This window comes from Clostridium septicum (assembly GCF_003606265.1).
In the GTDB taxonomy this organism is placed as follows: Bacteria; Bacillota; Clostridia; order Clostridiales; family Clostridiaceae; genus Clostridium; species Clostridium septicum.
In genome coordinates this window covers 1,727,009-1,744,515 of the sequence record NZ_CP023671.1, presented here as the reverse complement: position 1 = coordinate 1,744,515, position 17,507 = coordinate 1,727,009, and the positions used below count along the sequence as shown (strand labels likewise).

5 protein-coding genes, 2 tRNA genes, 4 rRNA genes and 2 pseudogenes are annotated in these 17,507 nt (G+C 36.5%); all 13 read right to left on the bottom strand.

Translation table 11 applies throughout. The features are described from left to right. Window positions 1-295 precede the first annotated feature (295 nt). Window positions 296-1,810 (bottom strand): 16S ribosomal RNA (locus CP523_RS07750). A 717-nt stretch (window positions 1,811-2,527) separates the two neighbouring features. Then, window positions 2,528-2,603 (bottom strand) — tRNA-Ala (locus CP523_RS07745). Between the two features lie 5 nt (window positions 2,604-2,608). Beyond that, a tRNA-Ile gene (locus CP523_RS07740) sits at window positions 2,609-2,685 on the bottom strand. Between the two features lie 7 nt (window positions 2,686-2,692). After that, window positions 2,693-2,809 (bottom strand): 5S ribosomal RNA (gene rrf, locus CP523_RS07735). A 202-nt stretch (window positions 2,810-3,011) separates the two neighbouring features. After that, a 23S ribosomal RNA gene (locus tag CP523_RS07730) occupies window positions 3,012-5,915 on the bottom strand. A gap of 304 nt (window positions 5,916-6,219) precedes the next feature. Beyond that, a 16S ribosomal RNA gene (locus CP523_RS07725) occupies window positions 6,220-7,734 on the bottom strand. Together the 16S, 23S and 5S rRNA genes with 2 tRNA genes alongside form the textbook arrangement of a ribosomal RNA operon. A gap of 710 nt (window positions 7,735-8,444) precedes the next feature. Then, window positions 8,445-11,005: pseudogene (gyrA, locus tag CP523_RS07720) on the bottom strand (DNA gyrase subunit A). A 21-nt stretch (window positions 11,006-11,026) separates the two neighbouring features. Beyond that, window positions 11,027-12,940, bottom strand: coding sequence for a DNA topoisomerase (ATP-hydrolyzing) subunit B (gene gyrB, locus CP523_RS07715; RefSeq protein ID WP_066673870.1), 1,914 nt, complete (start codon window positions 12,938-12,940; stop codon window positions 11,027-11,029). A 62-nt stretch (window positions 12,941-13,002) separates the two neighbouring features. Next, window positions 13,003-13,263, bottom strand: coding sequence for an extracellular matrix regulator RemB (remB, locus tag CP523_RS07710; RefSeq protein ID WP_066673869.1), 261 nt, complete (start codon window positions 13,261-13,263; stop codon window positions 13,003-13,005). Between the two features lie 15 nt (window positions 13,264-13,278). Beyond that, window positions 13,279-14,364, bottom strand: coding sequence for a DNA replication/repair protein RecF (gene recF / locus CP523_RS07705; protein WP_066673868.1), 1,086 nt, complete (start codon window positions 14,362-14,364; stop codon window positions 13,279-13,281). An 84-nt stretch (window positions 14,365-14,448) separates the two neighbouring features. After that, window positions 14,449-14,655, bottom strand: a complete 207-nt coding sequence (yaaA, locus tag CP523_RS07700) for a S4 domain-containing protein YaaA (protein WP_066673867.1) — start codon at window positions 14,653-14,655, stop codon at window positions 14,449-14,451. 58 nt (window positions 14,656-14,713) lie between these two features. After that, window positions 14,714-15,814, bottom strand: coding sequence for a DNA polymerase III subunit beta (dnaN, locus tag CP523_RS07695; RefSeq protein WP_066673865.1), 1,101 nt, complete (start codon window positions 15,812-15,814; stop codon window positions 14,714-14,716). A 257-nt stretch (window positions 15,815-16,071) separates the two neighbouring features. After that, window positions 16,072-17,429 (bottom strand): annotated as a pseudogene (gene dnaA / locus CP523_RS07690) (chromosomal replication initiator protein DnaA). Between the last annotated feature and the right edge of the window lie 78 nt (window positions 17,430-17,507).

Sequence of the window (17,507 nt, the reverse complement as noted above, 5' to 3'; positions counted from 1 at the left end):
CTCTTTTACAAAGAGTTAATTTACTTTCACAAAGAATATTATTCTTGGCTTGTTGTCACTTCTCAATTAACTTTCGTTAATCTGAAACTCCTGTTCACATACGCTTTCAGGAGTAAGTTCGAATAACTAAATCATAAATTTAGATTCTCACTTAAGTTGTTTTTAATTCATGTGCAATTTTCAAAGAACAAAAATTTTGAAGGCTTTTGGTCCTTCAAAATTGAACAGAAGTTAAGATACCATATCTTTTGAGTTATTACTAGTTAATCATCTTGTTAACTAGATTTCTCCATAGAAAGGAGGTGATCCAGCCGCAGGTTCTCCTACGGCTACCTTGTTACGACTTCACCCCAATCGCTGACCCTACCTTAGGTCGCTGCCTCCTTGCGGTTAGCTCACGAACTTTGGGTATTGCCAACTCTCATGGTGTGACGGGCGGTGTGTACAAGGCCCGGGAACGTATTCACCGCGACATGCTGATTCGCGATTACTAGCAACTCCAGCTTCATGTAGGCGAGTTTCAGCCTACAATCCGAACTGAGACAAGTTTTATAGTTTAGCTCCACCTCACGGTATTGCATCTCGTTGTACTTGCCATTGTAGCACGTGTGTAGCCCTAGACATAAGGGGCATGATGATTTGACGTCATCCCCACCTTCCTCCCGGTTAACCCGGGCAGTCTCGCTAGAGTGCTCAACTAAATGGTAGCAACTAACAATAAGGGTTGCGCTCGTTGCGGGACTTAACCCAACATCTCACGACACGAGCTGACGACAACCATGCACCACCTGTCATCCTGTCCCCGAAGGGACTTCCTCGATTAAGAGTAATGCAGGAGATGTCAAGTCTAGGTAAGGTTCTTCGCGTTGCTTCGAATTAAACCACATGCTCCGCTGCTTGTGCGGGCCCCCGTCAATTCCTTTGAGTTTTAATCTTGCGACCGTACTCCCCAGGCGGGATACTTAATGTGTTAACGGCGGCACGGAAGGAGTTGATACCTCCCACACCTAGTATCCATCGTTTACGGCGTGGACTACCAGGGTATCTAATCCTGTTTGCTCCCCACGCTTTCGAGCCTCAGCGTCAGTTACAGTCCAGAGAGTCGCCTTCGCCACTGGTGTTCTTCCTAATCTCTACGCATTTCACCGCTACACTAGGAATTCCACTCTCCTCTCCTGCACTCTAGACTTCCAGTTTGAAATGCAGCCCCCAGGTTGAGCCCGGGTATTTCACATCTCACTTAAAAGTCCGCCTACGCTCCCTTTACGCCCAGTAAATCCGGACAACGCTCGCCACCTACGTATTACCGCGGCTGCTGGCACGTAGTTAGCCGTGGCTTCCTCCTCAGGTACCGTCATTATCGTCCCTGAAGACAGAGCTTTACGATCCGAAAACCTTCATCACTCACGCGGCGTTGCTGCATCAGGGTTTCCCCCATTGTGCAATATTCCCCACTGCTGCCTCCCGTAGGAGTCTGGGCCGTGTCTCAGTCCCAATGTGGCCGATCACCCTCTCAGGTCGGCTACGCATCGTCGCCTTGGTGAGCCGTTACCTCACCAACTAGCTAATGCGCCGCGGGCCCATCTTGTAGCGGATTACTCCTTTAATTGCTGCTCCATGCGAAGCTGCAATGTTATGCGGTATTAATCTCCCTTTCGGGAGGCTATTCCCCTCTACAAGGCAGGTTGCCCACGTGTTACTCACCCGTCCGCCGCTAGGTTTGTTTCCGAAGAAACTCCCCTCGCTCGACTTGCATGTGTTAGGCACGCCGCCAGCGTTCGTCCTGAGCCAGGATCAAACTCTCACTAAAAAGTTTAATCTGTTGCTCAAATTACTTTGAGTCTTTTAAGACTCTCAAAAGAATTGCTGGTTATTACTTAACTTTTATTCTGTTCAATTTTCAAAGACCATTTTCTTCATCGCCCTCAAGCGACTCATTTATCTTATCATCTTAAGTGCTTTTTGTCAACACTTTTTTTAAAAACTTATTTGTTTCTAACTTTAAATAAATTTTTACTTGTTTACAGCTTTCTGCTGAGAACATGACTTATGATATCATCTTAATATAGTTAATTATATTATATTTATTCTTCCTTGTTGAAATTATCCTCTTATATCTTAATAATTCTGTGTATTTCAACATTATTCTTATATTGATACGCCAGGTTAAGTATCCCTTTTTTGATTTAATAATCTAAATATTTAACTATTCATTGATTATTAATATATTTTATTATAAATTTCTTTAGCATGATATTAACTTAAAATAATCAAATTTAAACTTACTATTAATATTAATTATAATATTTTGTAATTTATGATATCTTTTAATTTTGTAATAATTTTCTATTACATTATATACTCTATGACAAAATCTATAATCAATTATGTGATTTCTATTCTTTAAAAACTCTATACTTATTTATTTGATATCTATATTTTGAATTAGCCATTAATGAAATTTTTTATTAATAGCTATGATAATATGCAAAACAAAAAAAGCTACGAATTAATTCGTAGCTTTATATGGTGGAGATAAAGAGATTCGAACTCTTGACCCCTTGCGTGCAAGGCAAGTGCTCTCCCAACTGAGCTATACCCCCAAATATGGTGGACCTTCAGGGACTCGAACCCCGGACCTACCGGTTATGAGCCGGTTGCTCTAACCAACTGAGCTAAAGATCCTCATCTAACCTGGCAACGTTCTACTCTCCCACACAGTCTCCCGTGCAGTACCATCGACGCTGTAGAGCTTAACTTTCCTGTTCGGAATGGGAAGGAGTGTTTCCTCTACGCCATCATCACCAGATGGTATGAAATCCTAAATCTTTGATTTAGATATCGAACCCACTCAACTGTGCTGAGTTTCCTTGTCAATAATTAAATCTTAGTTTAGTTCTTACTTTACTTTTTCAGAGAATGTTCTCTGAAAATTGCACATGAATGAGAGCCAAAATCTTTGATTTCGTTTCTCGAATTCACTCAACTCTGCTGAGTTTCATCTTATTGTTTTGGTCAAGCCCTCGACCTATTAGTATCAGTCAGCTAAATATGTTACCACACTTACACCTCTGACCTATCAACCTTGTGTTCTTCAAGGGGTCTTACTAGCTTATGCTATGGGAAATCTCATCTTGAGGGGGCTTCACGCTTAGATGCTTTCAGCGTTTATCCCTTCCCGACTTAGCTACCCAGCCATGCTCCTGGCGGAACAACTGGTGCACCAGAGGTCAGTCCATCCCGGTCCTCTCGTACTAAGGACAGCTCCTCTCAAATTTCCTACGCCCGCGACGGATAGGGACCGAACTGTCTCACGACGTTCTGAACCCAGCTCGCGTGCCGCTTTAATGGGCGAACAGCCCAACCCTTGGGACCTACTACAGCCCCAGGATGCGACGAGCCGACATCGAGGTGCCAAACCTCCCCGTCGATGTGGACTCTTGGGGGAGATCAGCCTGTTATCCCCGAGGTAGCTTTTATCCGTTGAGCGATGGCCCTCCCACGAGGTACCACCGGATCACTAAGCCCGACTTTCGTCCCTGCTCCACTTGTGGGTGTCGCAGTCAGGCTCCCTTCTGCCTTTGCACTCTTCGAACGATTTCCGACCGTTCTGAGGGAACCTTTGGGCGCCTCCGTTACTTTTTAGGAGGCGACCGCCCCAGTCAAACTGCCCACCTAACAATGTCCCGTCACCAGATTCATGGCGTCCGGTTAGAACCCCAATACTGTCAGGGTGGTATCCCAAGGTTGACTCCACCAAGGCTGACGCCCTAGTTTCCAAGTCTCCCACCTATCCTGTACAGACAATATCGGAATTCAATGCTAAGCTACAGTAAAGCTCTACGGGGTCTTTCCGTCCAATCGCGGGTAGCGAGCATCTTCACTCGCACTACAACTTCGCCGGATTTGCAGTTGAGACAGTGCCCAAGTCATTACGCCATTCGTGCGGGTCAGAACTTACCTGACAAGGAATTTCGCTACCTTAGGACCGTTATAGTTACGGCCGCCGTTTACTGGGGCTTAAGTTCACACCTTCGCTTGCGCTAAGTGTTCCCCTTAACCTTCCAGCACCGGGCAGGCGTCAGCCCCTATACATCAGCTTGCGCTTTAGCAGAGACCTGTGTTTTTGCTAAACAGTTGCTTGGGCCTATTCTCTGCGGCCTACTCTCGTAGGCACCCCTTCTCGCTAACTTACGGGGTCAATTTGCCTAGTTCCTTAACTGCAATTCTTCCGCTGGTCTTAGGATTCTCTCCTCATCTACCTGTGTCGGTTTGCGGTACGGGCACTACTTCTCTCTCTAGATGCTTTTCTTGGAAGCATGGAATCAGATACTTCAGCCTAATGGCCTTCCCCATCACGCCTCAGGATTGTTGAAACGGATTTGCCTATTTCAACTCCCTAAACGCTTAGACTAGCATTTCCAATCGCTAGCACATCCTATCCTTCTCCGTCACACCATCGATAATAACGATTGTAGTGGTATCGGAATATCAACCGATTGTCCATCGCCTACGCCTATCGGCCTCGGCTTAGGTCCCGACTAACCCTGGGCGGACGAGCCTTCCCCAGGAAACCTTAGATTTTCGACCTGTGAGATTCTCACTCACATCTCGCTACTAATGCCAACATTCTCACTCGTAATCAGTCCACCGCTCCTTACGGTACGACTTCAGCCCGATTACGACGCTCCTCTACCGCTCATCTTACGATGAGCCCGTAGCTTCGGTGGTAAGTTTGAGCCCCGGACATTTTCGGCGCAGGATCTCTCGACTAGTGAGCTATTACGCACTCTTTCAATGAGTGGCTGCTTCTAAGCCAACATCCTAGTTGTCTTAGAAATCCCACATCCTTTTCCACTTAACTTACACTTTGGGACCTTAGCTGACGATCTGGGCTTTTTCCCTTTTGACCACGGATCTTATCATTCGTAGTCTGACTGCCGGACTAATAGTATATGGCATTCGGAGTTTGATAAGGTTCGGTAAGCGATACGCCCCCTAGCCCATTCAGTGCTCTACCTCCATTACTCATATCCGACGCTAGCCCTAAAGCTATTTCGAGGAGAACCAGCTATCTCCGAGTTCGATTGGAATTTCTCCGCTATCCACAGCTCATCCCATGCTTTTTCAACAGCAACGTGGTTCGGTCCTCCACGGGGTTTTACCCCTGCTTCAACCTGGCCATGGATAGGTCACCCGGTTTCGGGTCTACGGCATGCAACTACTCGCCCTATTAAGACTCGGTTTCCCTTCGGCTCCGTACCTTAAGTACTTAACCTTGCTACATACCGTAACTCGTTGGCTCGTTCTACAAAAAGCACGTCATCACACTCATATGGTGCTCTGACCGGTTGTAGGCACACGGTTTCAGGTTCTATTTCACTCCCCTCCCGGGGTTCTTTTCACCTTTCCCTCACGGTACTGCTTCACTATCGGTCATCAGGTAGTATTTAGCCTTGGGAGGTGGTCCTCCCTGCTTCCCACAAGGTTTCACGTGTCTCGTGGTACTCTGGATCAGAACTTAGTTATTATAATTTTTATTTACGTGGCTATTACACTCTGTGGCTTAACTTTCCAGTTAAATTCAATTAATTATAATTTCCTGTTAATGTTCTGTCCGCAACCCCAGAGATAAATCTCTGGTTTGGGCTCTTTCCCTTTCGCTCGCCGCTACTTAGAAAATCGATTTTTCTTTCTCTTCCTCCAGGTACTTAGATGTTTCAGTTCCCTGGGTTTACCTTCCTGCAACTATTTATTTATTACAGGATACATGGGGTTTCCCATGTGAGTTTCCTCATTCGGAGATCTCCGGATCACTGGCTATGTGCGCCTACCCGAAGCTTTTCGCAGCTTATCACGTCCTTCATCGGCTCCTGATGCCAAGGCATTCACCATGCGCCCTTTGTAGCTTGACCTATACGGTTCTCTTTTACAAAGAGTTAATTTACTTTCACAAAGAATATTATTCTTGGCTTGTTGTCACTTCTCAATTAACTTTCGTTAATCTGAAACTCCTGTTCACATACGCTTTCAGGAGTAAGTTCGAATAACTAAATTATAAATTTAGATTCTCACTTAAGTTGTTTTTAATTCATGTGCAATTTTCAAAGAACAAAAATTTTGAAGGCTTTTGGTCCTTCAAAATTGAACAGAAGTTAAGATACCATATCTTTTGAGTTATTACTAGTTAATCATCTTGTTAACTAGATTTCTCCATAGAAAGGAGGTGATCCAGCCGCAGGTTCTCCTACGGCTACCTTGTTACGACTTCACCCCAATCGCTGACCCTACCTTAGGTCGCTGCCTCCTTGCGGTTAGCTCACGAACTTTGGGTATTGCCAACTCTCATGGTGTGACGGGCGGTGTGTACAAGGCCCGGGAACGTATTCACCGCGACATGCTGATTCGCGATTACTAGCAACTCCAGCTTCATGTAGGCGAGTTTCAGCCTACAATCCGAACTGAGACAAGTTTTATAGTTTAGCTCCACCTCACGGTATTGCATCTCGTTGTACTTGCCATTGTAGCACGTGTGTAGCCCTAGACATAAGGGGCATGATGATTTGACGTCATCCCCACCTTCCTCCCGGTTAACCCGGGCAGTCTCGCTAGAGTGCTCAACTAAATGGTAGCAACTAACAATAAGGGTTGCGCTCGTTGCGGGACTTAACCCAACATCTCACGACACGAGCTGACGACAACCATGCACCACCTGTCATCCTGTCCCCGAAGGGACTTCCTCGATTAAGAGTAATGCAGGAGATGTCAAGTCTAGGTAAGGTTCTTCGCGTTGCTTCGAATTAAACCACATGCTCCGCTGCTTGTGCGGGCCCCCGTCAATTCCTTTGAGTTTTAATCTTGCGACCGTACTCCCCAGGCGGGATACTTAATGTGTTAACGGCGGCACGGAAGGAGTTGATACCTCCCACACCTAGTATCCATCGTTTACGGCGTGGACTACCAGGGTATCTAATCCTGTTTGCTCCCCACGCTTTCGAGCCTCAGCGTCAGTTACAGTCCAGAGAGTCGCCTTCGCCACTGGTGTTCTTCCTAATCTCTACGCATTTCACCGCTACACTAGGAATTCCACTCTCCTCTCCTGCACTCTAGACTTCCAGTTTGAAATGCAGCCCCCAGGTTGAGCCCGGGTATTTCACATCTCACTTAAAAGTCCGCCTACGCTCCCTTTACGCCCAGTAAATCCGGACAACGCTCGCCACCTACGTATTACCGCGGCTGCTGGCACGTAGTTAGCCGTGGCTTCCTCCTCAGGTACCGTCATTATCGTCCCTGAAGACAGAGCTTTACGATCCGAAAACCTTCATCACTCACGCGGCGTTGCTGCATCAGGGTTTCCCCCATTGTGCAATATTCCCCACTGCTGCCTCCCGTAGGAGTCTGGGCCGTGTCTCAGTCCCAATGTGGCCGATCACCCTCTCAGGTCGGCTACGCATCGTCGCCTTGGTGAGCCGTTACCTCACCAACTAGCTAATGCGCCGCGGGCCCATCTTGTAGCGGATTACTCCTTTAATTGCTGCTCCATGCGAAGCTGCAATGTTATGCGGTATTAATCTCCCTTTCGGGAGGCTATTCCCCTCTACAAGGCAGGTTGCCCACGTGTTACTCACCCGTCCGCCGCTAGGTTTGTTTCCGAAGAAACTCCCCTCGCTCGACTTGCATGTGTTAGGCACGCCGCCAGCGTTCGTCCTGAGCCAGGATCAAACTCTCACTAAAAAGTTTAATCTGTTGCTCAAATTACTTTGAGTCTTTTAAGACTCTCAAAAGAATTGCTGGTTATTACTTAACTTTTATTCTGTTCAATTTTCAAAGACCATTTTCTTCATCGCCCTCAAGCGACTCATTTATCTTATCATTTTTTTTAGTTATTGTCAACAACTTTTTTATCTTCAAGTTGTTTTCAAATTCTTGCCACATCTCTCAGCGACGAGATTTATCTTACCATCTAAATCATTACTTTTTTCAATAAAATCTATCTATTATTCAAATTTATTCTAATTTTACTCAATAAATCTTATTTTTTCTTTATTTTTCTATTAATGATACACCTGGATAAGATTACTTTGTATTTATATAGTATTTTCTTATTTATCTAATTTTACTACTAACTTTTATTATATTTATATTATTATTTTTAATAAGCATATTACTATTTTATATATATTTTTCTATTTTCAATATAAATACTAGTTCAAGATATTCTATAGCTGTTTTCCCATTTGTATATATTCCGTTTTCAAGTGTTATATAGTTAGAACCTTTGATAAACTACACAGAAAACTTAGTTTTAATATAATAATCAAATTACACTTAATCTAGTTATTATAATTAATAAAATAAAAAAGGTGCAACCCTATTGTTTATTATATAGGTTGCACCAATTTTTATTATAAACTTACTTTAATATTAAATAATTTTTTATATTACTATTCTTCATTTTCAGTTCTTTCTATAAGTTTATCTATACTATTATCATTTTCTTGACTTACATCTAGTGTATTCTCTGAACCTTCTACTGCTACTTCGTTATTATTCACTTCGATTGCTAATTGAACATCTTTTTCATCATCATTGCCTGATATCTTTGCAATAGCAACAACTTTTTCTTCTTCTCCAGTTCTCATAAGAGTTACTCCCATTGCAGCCCTGCTTGTTACTGATATATCTGAAATATTAATTCTTATAGCTACACCACTTGTATTTATAAGCATTAATTCATCATCAACTTTACATACAGTAGCACCAATTAACTTACCTGTCTTTTCACTTATTTTATAAGTTATAAGACCTGTTCCACCTCTTTTTTGTCTCTTATATTCAGTAACAGGTGTTCTCTTACCAAATCCATTTTCACTTATAACTAATAAATCTTCACCTTCAACAGCTATATCCATACATACAGCTATATCATTTTTTCTTAAGTTTATAGATTTAACTCCTGATGCTGTTCTTCCCATTGGTCTTACATCTTGTTCATTAAACTTTATTGCATTACCATCTTGAGTTGCTATTATAATATCAGCATCTCCTCTTGTAACTTTAACTTTAAGAAGTTCATCTCCATCTCTTAGATTTATAGCTATTAAACCATTCTTTCTAAGATTTTTAAATTCAGATAATGGTGTCTTCTTAACTATACCTTGTTTTGTACCCATAAATAAGAATCCATCATTAACATCATCCCTAACAGTTAAAACTGTCTCTATTCTTTCATCTTGCTCTATTGCTATTAAGTTTATAATATTAGTTCCCTTCGCAGTTCTTCCTGCATCTGGAATTTCATAAGCCCTTAATTTATATACTCTACCTCTATTTGTAAAGAATAATACATCTGAATGCGTTGAAGTTATATTAACATGTTCTACAAAGTCATCTTCCTTTGTAGACATTGCTTGAATACCTCTTCCCCTCTTCTTTGGGCAGAATATGTATCAGCAGATATTCTTTTAATATATCCAGTGTGAGTTAAAGTAACAACAACTTCTTCCTCTTGAATAAGATCTTCAATATCTATTTCATTTACAACTTTTTCAATTGATGTTCTTCTTTCATCACCATACTTAGTTTTTATTTGTAATAACTCATCTTTAATTACACCTAAAAGTTTTTCTTCACTTGCAAGTATGGAATTTAGATAATCTATTAATTTCATAAGCTCAGCATATTCTTCTTCAATCTTATCTCTTTCTAGTCCCGTTAGTCTTCTTAATCTCATCTCTAAAATTGCAGTAGATTGCTTTTCACTTAAATTAAATCTTTCCATTAATGTATTTCTAGCAATCTCAGAAGTTTTTGATCCTCTAATTATGCTAATTACTTCATCGATATTATCTAAAGCTATTCTCAATCCTTCTAAGATATGAGCTCTTGCTTCAGCCTTATTTAATTCAAAAGTAGTTCTTCTTGTAATTACTTCCTTTTGAAATGATATATAATAATTTAAAACTTGCTTTATATTTAAAACTTGTGGTTCATTGTTAACTAGAGCTAACATTATTACACCGAAAGTATCTTGCATTTTAGTATGCTTATATAAAAGATTTAATACAACATTTGGATTAGCATCTTTTTTAAGCTCTATTACTATTCTCATACCTTCTCTATCAGACTCATCTCTTAAATCTGATATACCAACTATTTTCTTATCCTTTACTAAATCAGCTATATTTTCTATAAGTTTAGCCTTATTAACTTGATATGGTATTTCAGTAACTATTATTCTATGTCTATTATTTTCTTCTTCTATTTCAGCCTTTGCTCTAACTATTACTCTACCTTTTCCAGTTTCATAAGCAGCTCTTATTCCTGATTTACCCATTATAGTTGCTCCTGTTGGAAAGTCAGGTCCTTTAATTACTGTCATCAGCTCTAATATTGTAGATTCTGGATTATCTATAAGCATTATAGTACCATCTATAACTTCACCTAAGTTATGAGGTGGTATATTTGTTGCCATACCTACTGCTATACCTGATGAACCATTAACTAAAAGGTTAGGATACCTTGATGGTAATACTTCTGGTTCTTTTTCTTCACCATCAAAATTAGGAATAAAGTTTACTGTATCTTTATTTATATCTCTTAACATTTCAGCTGCAATTTTATTCATCTTTGCTTCTGTATATCTCATTGCCGCTGCATTATCACCATCTACAGATCCAAAATTTCCATGACCGTCAACTAGCATATATCTCATTGAAAAATCTTGAGCCATTCTTACAAGCGCATCATATACTGATGAGTCACCATGTGGATGATACTTACCCAAAACTTCCCCAACTATTCTTGCACATTTTCTATATCCCTTTTCTGGAGATAATCCTAATTCATGCATAGAATAAAGTATTCTTCTATGAACTGGCTTTAACCCATCTCTAACATCTGGTAGTGCACGACCAACTATAACACTCATAGCATAATCTATATAACACTTTTTCATTTCCTTGTTTATATCAACAGGTATAACTTTTCCCTCGTTTAAACTCATGTACTTCACCTCGTTCTAGTACTAAATATCTAAATTGCTAACTTTCTTAGCATTTTTTGTAATAAATTCTCTTCTTGGTTCAACTTTATCCCCCATTAAAATAGTGAATATTTCATCTGCAGCTATAGCATCTTCAATTGTTGCTTTTAATAAAACTCTTCTTTCAGGATCCATTGTAGTTTCCCATAATTGAGTTGCATTCATTTCTCCAAGACCTTTGTATCTTTGAATGTTAGTTGAATTATCTTTTCCACCAATTTCATTTAAAGTTCTTTCAAGCTCTAAATCTGAATAGGCATAGTATTCTTTTTTATTCTTCTTAACTTGATAAAGAGGAGGTTGTGCTATATACACATGACCTTGTTCTAACAGTTCTCTCATATATCTATAGAAGAATGTTAATAGTAATGTTCTTATATGAGCACCATCAACATCTGCATCTGTCATTATTATTATTCTATTATATCTTATCTTCTCTAAATCGAAGTCTTTTCCTATTCCTGCTCCAAAGGCTGTAACCATAGATCTTATTGAATCAGAGTTAAGTATTTTATCTAATCTTTGCTTTTCAACATTAATTATCTTACCTCTTAAAGGTAAAATAGCTTGGAACTTTCTATCTCTTCCTTGCTTAGCTGATCCTCCAGCTGAATCCCCTTCGACTATATAGATTTCACATTCCATAGGGTCTTTAGATGAACAATCTGCTAGTTTACCAGGTAATGATGAACGTTCTAAAACTGATTTTCTAGTTAATTCTCTAGCCTTTCTTGCTGCATCTCTAGCTCTTGCTGCCATCAAAGCTTTTTCTATTATAATTTTAGCTACATTAGGATTCTCTTCCAAGAATATTGTTGCACCTTCTGTTAATATAGAATCAACAATTCCTCTTACCTCTGAATTTCCTAACTTAGTTTTTGTTTGACCTTCAAATTGAGGTTCGGATATTTTTACAGATATAACCGCTGTTAAACCTTCTCTAATATCATCTCCTGAAAGGTTCTTATCATTTTCTTTTATATGTCCAAATTTCTTAGCATAATCATTTATTACTCTTGTTAGTGCTGATTTAAATCCAGCTAAATGAGTTCCACCTTCAATTGTATCTATATTATTAGCAAAAGAATATAAATTTTCACTATATCCATCATTATACTGAAGTGATATTTCAGCTAAAATTCCATCTTTTTCACCTTCAACATAAATTGGTTCAGGATGAAGAACTTCTTTATTTCTATTTAGGTATAAAACAAATTCTTTTATACCACCTTCATAAATATATTCTTCAACTCTCTCATTCTCTTCTCTTTTATCTATAAGAGTTATACTTATTCCCTTATTTAAAAAGGCTAATTCCCTTAATCTATTTGATAGGATATCAAAATCATATTCTGTTTCTTCAAATATTTCAGTATCTGGTTTAAAAGATACTTGAGTTCCATGATCATCTGATGTTCCAATTTGAGTTAAATCGCTAAGAACATTACCTCTAGAATATTTTTGTTGCCATACTGTTCCTTCTCTTTTTACAGTAACTTCACACCATTCTGATAAAGCATTTACAACAGATGCACCAACACCATGTAAGCCTCCGGATACCTTATATCCGCCTCCACCAAACTTTCCACCAGCATGTAGTACCGTCATAATAACTTCTACAGTAGACTTCCCCATTTTAGGATGAATTCCTGTTGGCATACCTCTACCATCATCTATTACAGTTATTGAGTTATCTTTGTTTATTGTAACGTTTATATTTTTACAAAATCCTGCCAAAGCTTCATCAATACTATTGTCTACTATTTCATAAACAAGGTGATGTAATCCCCTAGAACTTGTACTTCCTATATACATTCCAGGTCTTTTTCTAACAGCTTCTAATCCCTCAAGAACCTGAATCTGACTTTCGTCGTAATTTTCTCTGTTTTGTTCCAACTTAAGTTCCTCCTCAAATACATAATTTTATTATAATCACAATGAAGGTTTAAATATTGGACTTATGGATTATAATCTATATTAGTTCTTTTTGTTAAAGTTGAAGATGATATAGGTGATAAATATACCTTACTCATTTTATTTACTTCTGCTATAACAAAAGATTTTGGCTTCTCTTTAGATATTTTTTCTACAAACCCGTCTTCTTCGGCCATTCGTAAAAATGCACTTGTATCAGAGCTGTACATAGTTGTTTGTAAGTCAAAAATTCCTATTACATCTTTAATAGGAACTACTACATTTTCTCCTAAATGTAAAAACATATGAGTCCCTCCCTACTAATTTAGGATTTCTCCATTCTTAACCTTAAAAACTTTAGAGTTTTGATCTAAATAGTCTGTTAAATCCTCTATTCCTGTACAAGTTATTACAGTTTGAATTTCTCCAATAGTTTTAAGAATATATCTTTTTCTACTAAAATCCAATTCAGATAATACATCATCTAATAAAAGAACGGGATATTCTGAAGTTAGCTCCTTTATTATTTTTAAAGATGAAAACTTTATAGTTAATACTGCTGACCTCTGCTGCCCTTGAGACCCATAACTTTTAGTATCTACTCCATTTATAAGAGTAGAAAAATCATCTCTATGAGGACCTACACTTGTTATCCCTCTCTCCATATCTTTTTTTCTATTTTTCTTTAAAAGTTCATAGAAATTATTTTCTATATTATCTAAGTCTTTAATTAGGCTTATATATCTAAATTCAACTTCTTCCTTACCAGAAGATATATCTTTATGTATATTTTTCCCATAAAAATTTAACTTATCTATATACTTAAGTCTATCTATTATTATATTATGACCATAATTTGACAATTGTATATCATAAATGTCTAATATTTCTTCATCTAGTCTTCTATTTTTCAAAACCATATTACGTTCATTTAAAACTTTATTATATTGGACTAAATTATAATAGTATCTTGAATCCAATTGACATAATTCCATGTCAATAAATTTACGTCTTACCCCAGGCGAATCCTTTATTATTTTTAGATCCTCTGGTGAAAACATAACAACATTAAAAGTTCCAAATAGTTCTCCTATTTTATTTACTTTAACTTTATTTATTCTTATGGCTTTTTTTCCGTCCTTTAGGATTGTTATATCTATTTTTTTGTCTAACCTATCTTTACCTATTGTTAAACTTACATATGCATTTTCACTTTCCCAATTTAAAAGTTCTCTATCTCTAGAAGTTCTATGAGATTTAGCAAATGCACAATAATACATAGCTTCTAGTATATTAGTTTTTCCTTGAGCATTATCGCCCATAAACACGTTTACGTATTTTCCTAAGTCAATGTCTAAAACCTTATAATTCCTATAATTCAATAATTGTAGTTTTTTAATATACATTTTTAACACCTATTTAATTATATCATAGTTAGATGAGTAAAAAGTGTTTATAAAAAATTTTTAAATAATTATATAACTAAATATTTATATAACCTTAAATTTTTCTCCTTCAAATTCAACTACATCTCCCGGTCTTATTTTTTTACCTCTTTGCGTACAAACTTCACCATTAACTTTTACCATTTCCTCTAAAACATAAATTTTTGCTTCTGATCCTAATGAAGCTACTCCACACCATTTTAAAAATGAATCTAACTTTATAAACTCAGTATTTATTTTTATTTCTTGCATAATTACTTAATCGGTGAATATTTATACTTTTTTTATTCACCGATTTACACCTCCATTTTTATCTTATTAATCTAACTGGTAAAACTAGATATTTAGCATTTTCCATATTTTTCCCTTTTATTACACATGGACTTACGCTTGATGTCATTTGCATAACCACTTCATCATCTTCCATATTCTTTAGAACATCTAATAAATATCTTGAATTAAATGCAATTTGTATATCTCCACCTTGCATATTTATAGATACTTCTTCTCTAACTTTTCCCAATTGAGAATTCGATGTTATAACTAATATATCTTCTTGAACATCTAATTTTATTAAATTACTATTTCCATCTTTAGCCATAAGAGAGGCTCTTTCAATACAACTTTGTAATTCTTGTTTATCCACATTTATAAGAATTTTATATTCTTGAGGTAAAAGAGATTCATAGTTAACATATTTTCCATCTAATAATCTTGAAATAACTTTTGTTTCGTTTAGATTAAATAGAATATGATTATTAGTAAATGTTATTCTAACTATATCTGATATATCTTCTAATATTTTTGAAACTTCATTTAAAGTTTTTCCTGGAATAACGACTTCTATTTCATTATCATTATCTAAAAATTCATTTTTAACAGCTAATCTATATCCATCTAAAGCAACTAAATTAAGAGTTTTGTTTTTAACTTCAAAAAGAATTCCTTGCAATATTGGTCTAGTTTCATCTTGAGCTATTGCAAATGCTGTTCCCTTAATCATATTTTTTAATATATTTTGAGGAACTTCAACTGTTAAGTTTTCATTTATACTTGGTAATAACGGATAATCTTCACCATCCATATAAACTAAGTTAAAGACTGACTTTTCACAAGTTATTTGTATAATATTATTTTCTAAAGTTTCTATTTTTACTTCTGAGTTAGGTAATTTTCTTATTATTTCACTAAATATCCTAGCATCAATAACTATTTTACCTATTTCTAAAACATCAGCTGGTAATTTAGTTTCTATAGATACATCCATATCAGACCCTATTAAAGTTAAGCCATCTTTATTTGCATTTATGTATATACCTTCTAAGATAGGCATCGTTGTTTTACCTGTTATAGCTTTCGTTACTATAGAAATAGCTTCTTGTAATTTTTGTTTTTCACATATAAAAATCATAAAATACCTCCTAATTTATAAACAATGATTAATATATTAAATAAGATAATATAGATATATTATTAATAATAATAGTAGTAGGGGCTGTTGATATGTGGAAAAGTACCTCTAACCATTAAAATTACTAAGTTTTTTATAAAAAAATATTGTGGATAAGTATAGCAAAAAAAACATACATTATCCACATTATTAACATTAAATATAATTTCTAAAAGTTATCCACACCTAATTCTAAAAAAGTTATGTACATCTGTTGATTAATTTTGAGTGAGTTTCTTTGTTATATCATTTACTGTATGTTGTAAGCTTTCATCAGTATTTAAACTATCAGAAATTTTTTCGTAAGCATGAATTACAGTAGTATGATCTCTCCCCCAAATTCTTCTCCTATTTTTGGCAATGACATATCTGTAAGTTTTCTACTTAAATACATAGCTATTTGTCTAGGATAGGACACGTTTCTAGTTCTTCTTTGAGACTTTAAATCTTCTACTCTTAGATTAAAGTATCCTGAAACGACATCTTGAATTACATCTATAGTAATATTTTTATTTTGCTTATTTGAGATAATATCTTTTAATGCTTCAGTTGCTAGATCAACAGTTATTTCTCTATTGGTTAATGAGGAATAAGCAACTATTCTTATTAAAGCGCCTTCTAGTTCTCTAATATTTGATTTAATTTTAGTAGCAATATAAACCATAACCTCATTTGCCACATTAAGGTTTTCTACATCAGCTTTTTTCTTTAAAATTGCCATTCGAGTTTCAAAGTCTGGAGCCTGAATATCGGCAATAAGTCCCCATTCAAATCTAGAACGTAATCTATCTTCTAAAGTAGGTATTTCTTTTGGTGGTCTATCTGATGATAGGATTATCTGTTTATTTGCTTCATGTAGAGCATTAAATGTATGGAAAAATTCTTCTTGAGTTCTTTCTTTTCCAGCAATAAATTGGATATCATCTATTAAAAGAACATCTACGTTTCTATATCTATTTCTAAATTCTTCGTTTTTATCATCTTTAATTGCATTAATAAGCTCGTTAGTAAATTTTTCAGATGAAACATAAGCTACTTTTGCACTTGAATTATTTTGTAATATATAATGACCTATAGCGTGCATTAAGTGAGTCTTTCCAAGACCAACGCCTCCATAAATAAAAAGAGGATTATATGCTTTAGCTGGGGCTTCAGCAACAGCTAAAGATGCAGCGTGAGCAAACCTATTACTATTACCAATTACAAATGAATCAAACGTATATTTAGGATTCAAAGTACAAGACATTTCGTCATTTACAGTAATAGATGCTTGATTTCTAACTTTTATTTTTTTTATTTCAACTTCTTCTTCTGCTTCTTGAAGCTCAGATTCAATTAAAAACTCTACTTTATATAATTTAGAGCAAGCAGCTTCTATTGAATTTACAACCAAGTCTTTATATCTTTTCTCCAAAATATCTTGAGTAAAAGAATTTGGAACACTGATTTTTATTTCGTGGGAAGATATAGAAATTGGTTCACAACTTTTAATCCAGGTGTTAAAGCTAACTTCACTCATTTCACCTTTAATAATATTTAATGTTTTTTCCCATAATAATTTAAGCTCAGTATCCATTGTATATCCTCCATAAAAAATAATTTTGAAATAATATAATAACAATATAGTAACAATATATCAACATAATTATTAACA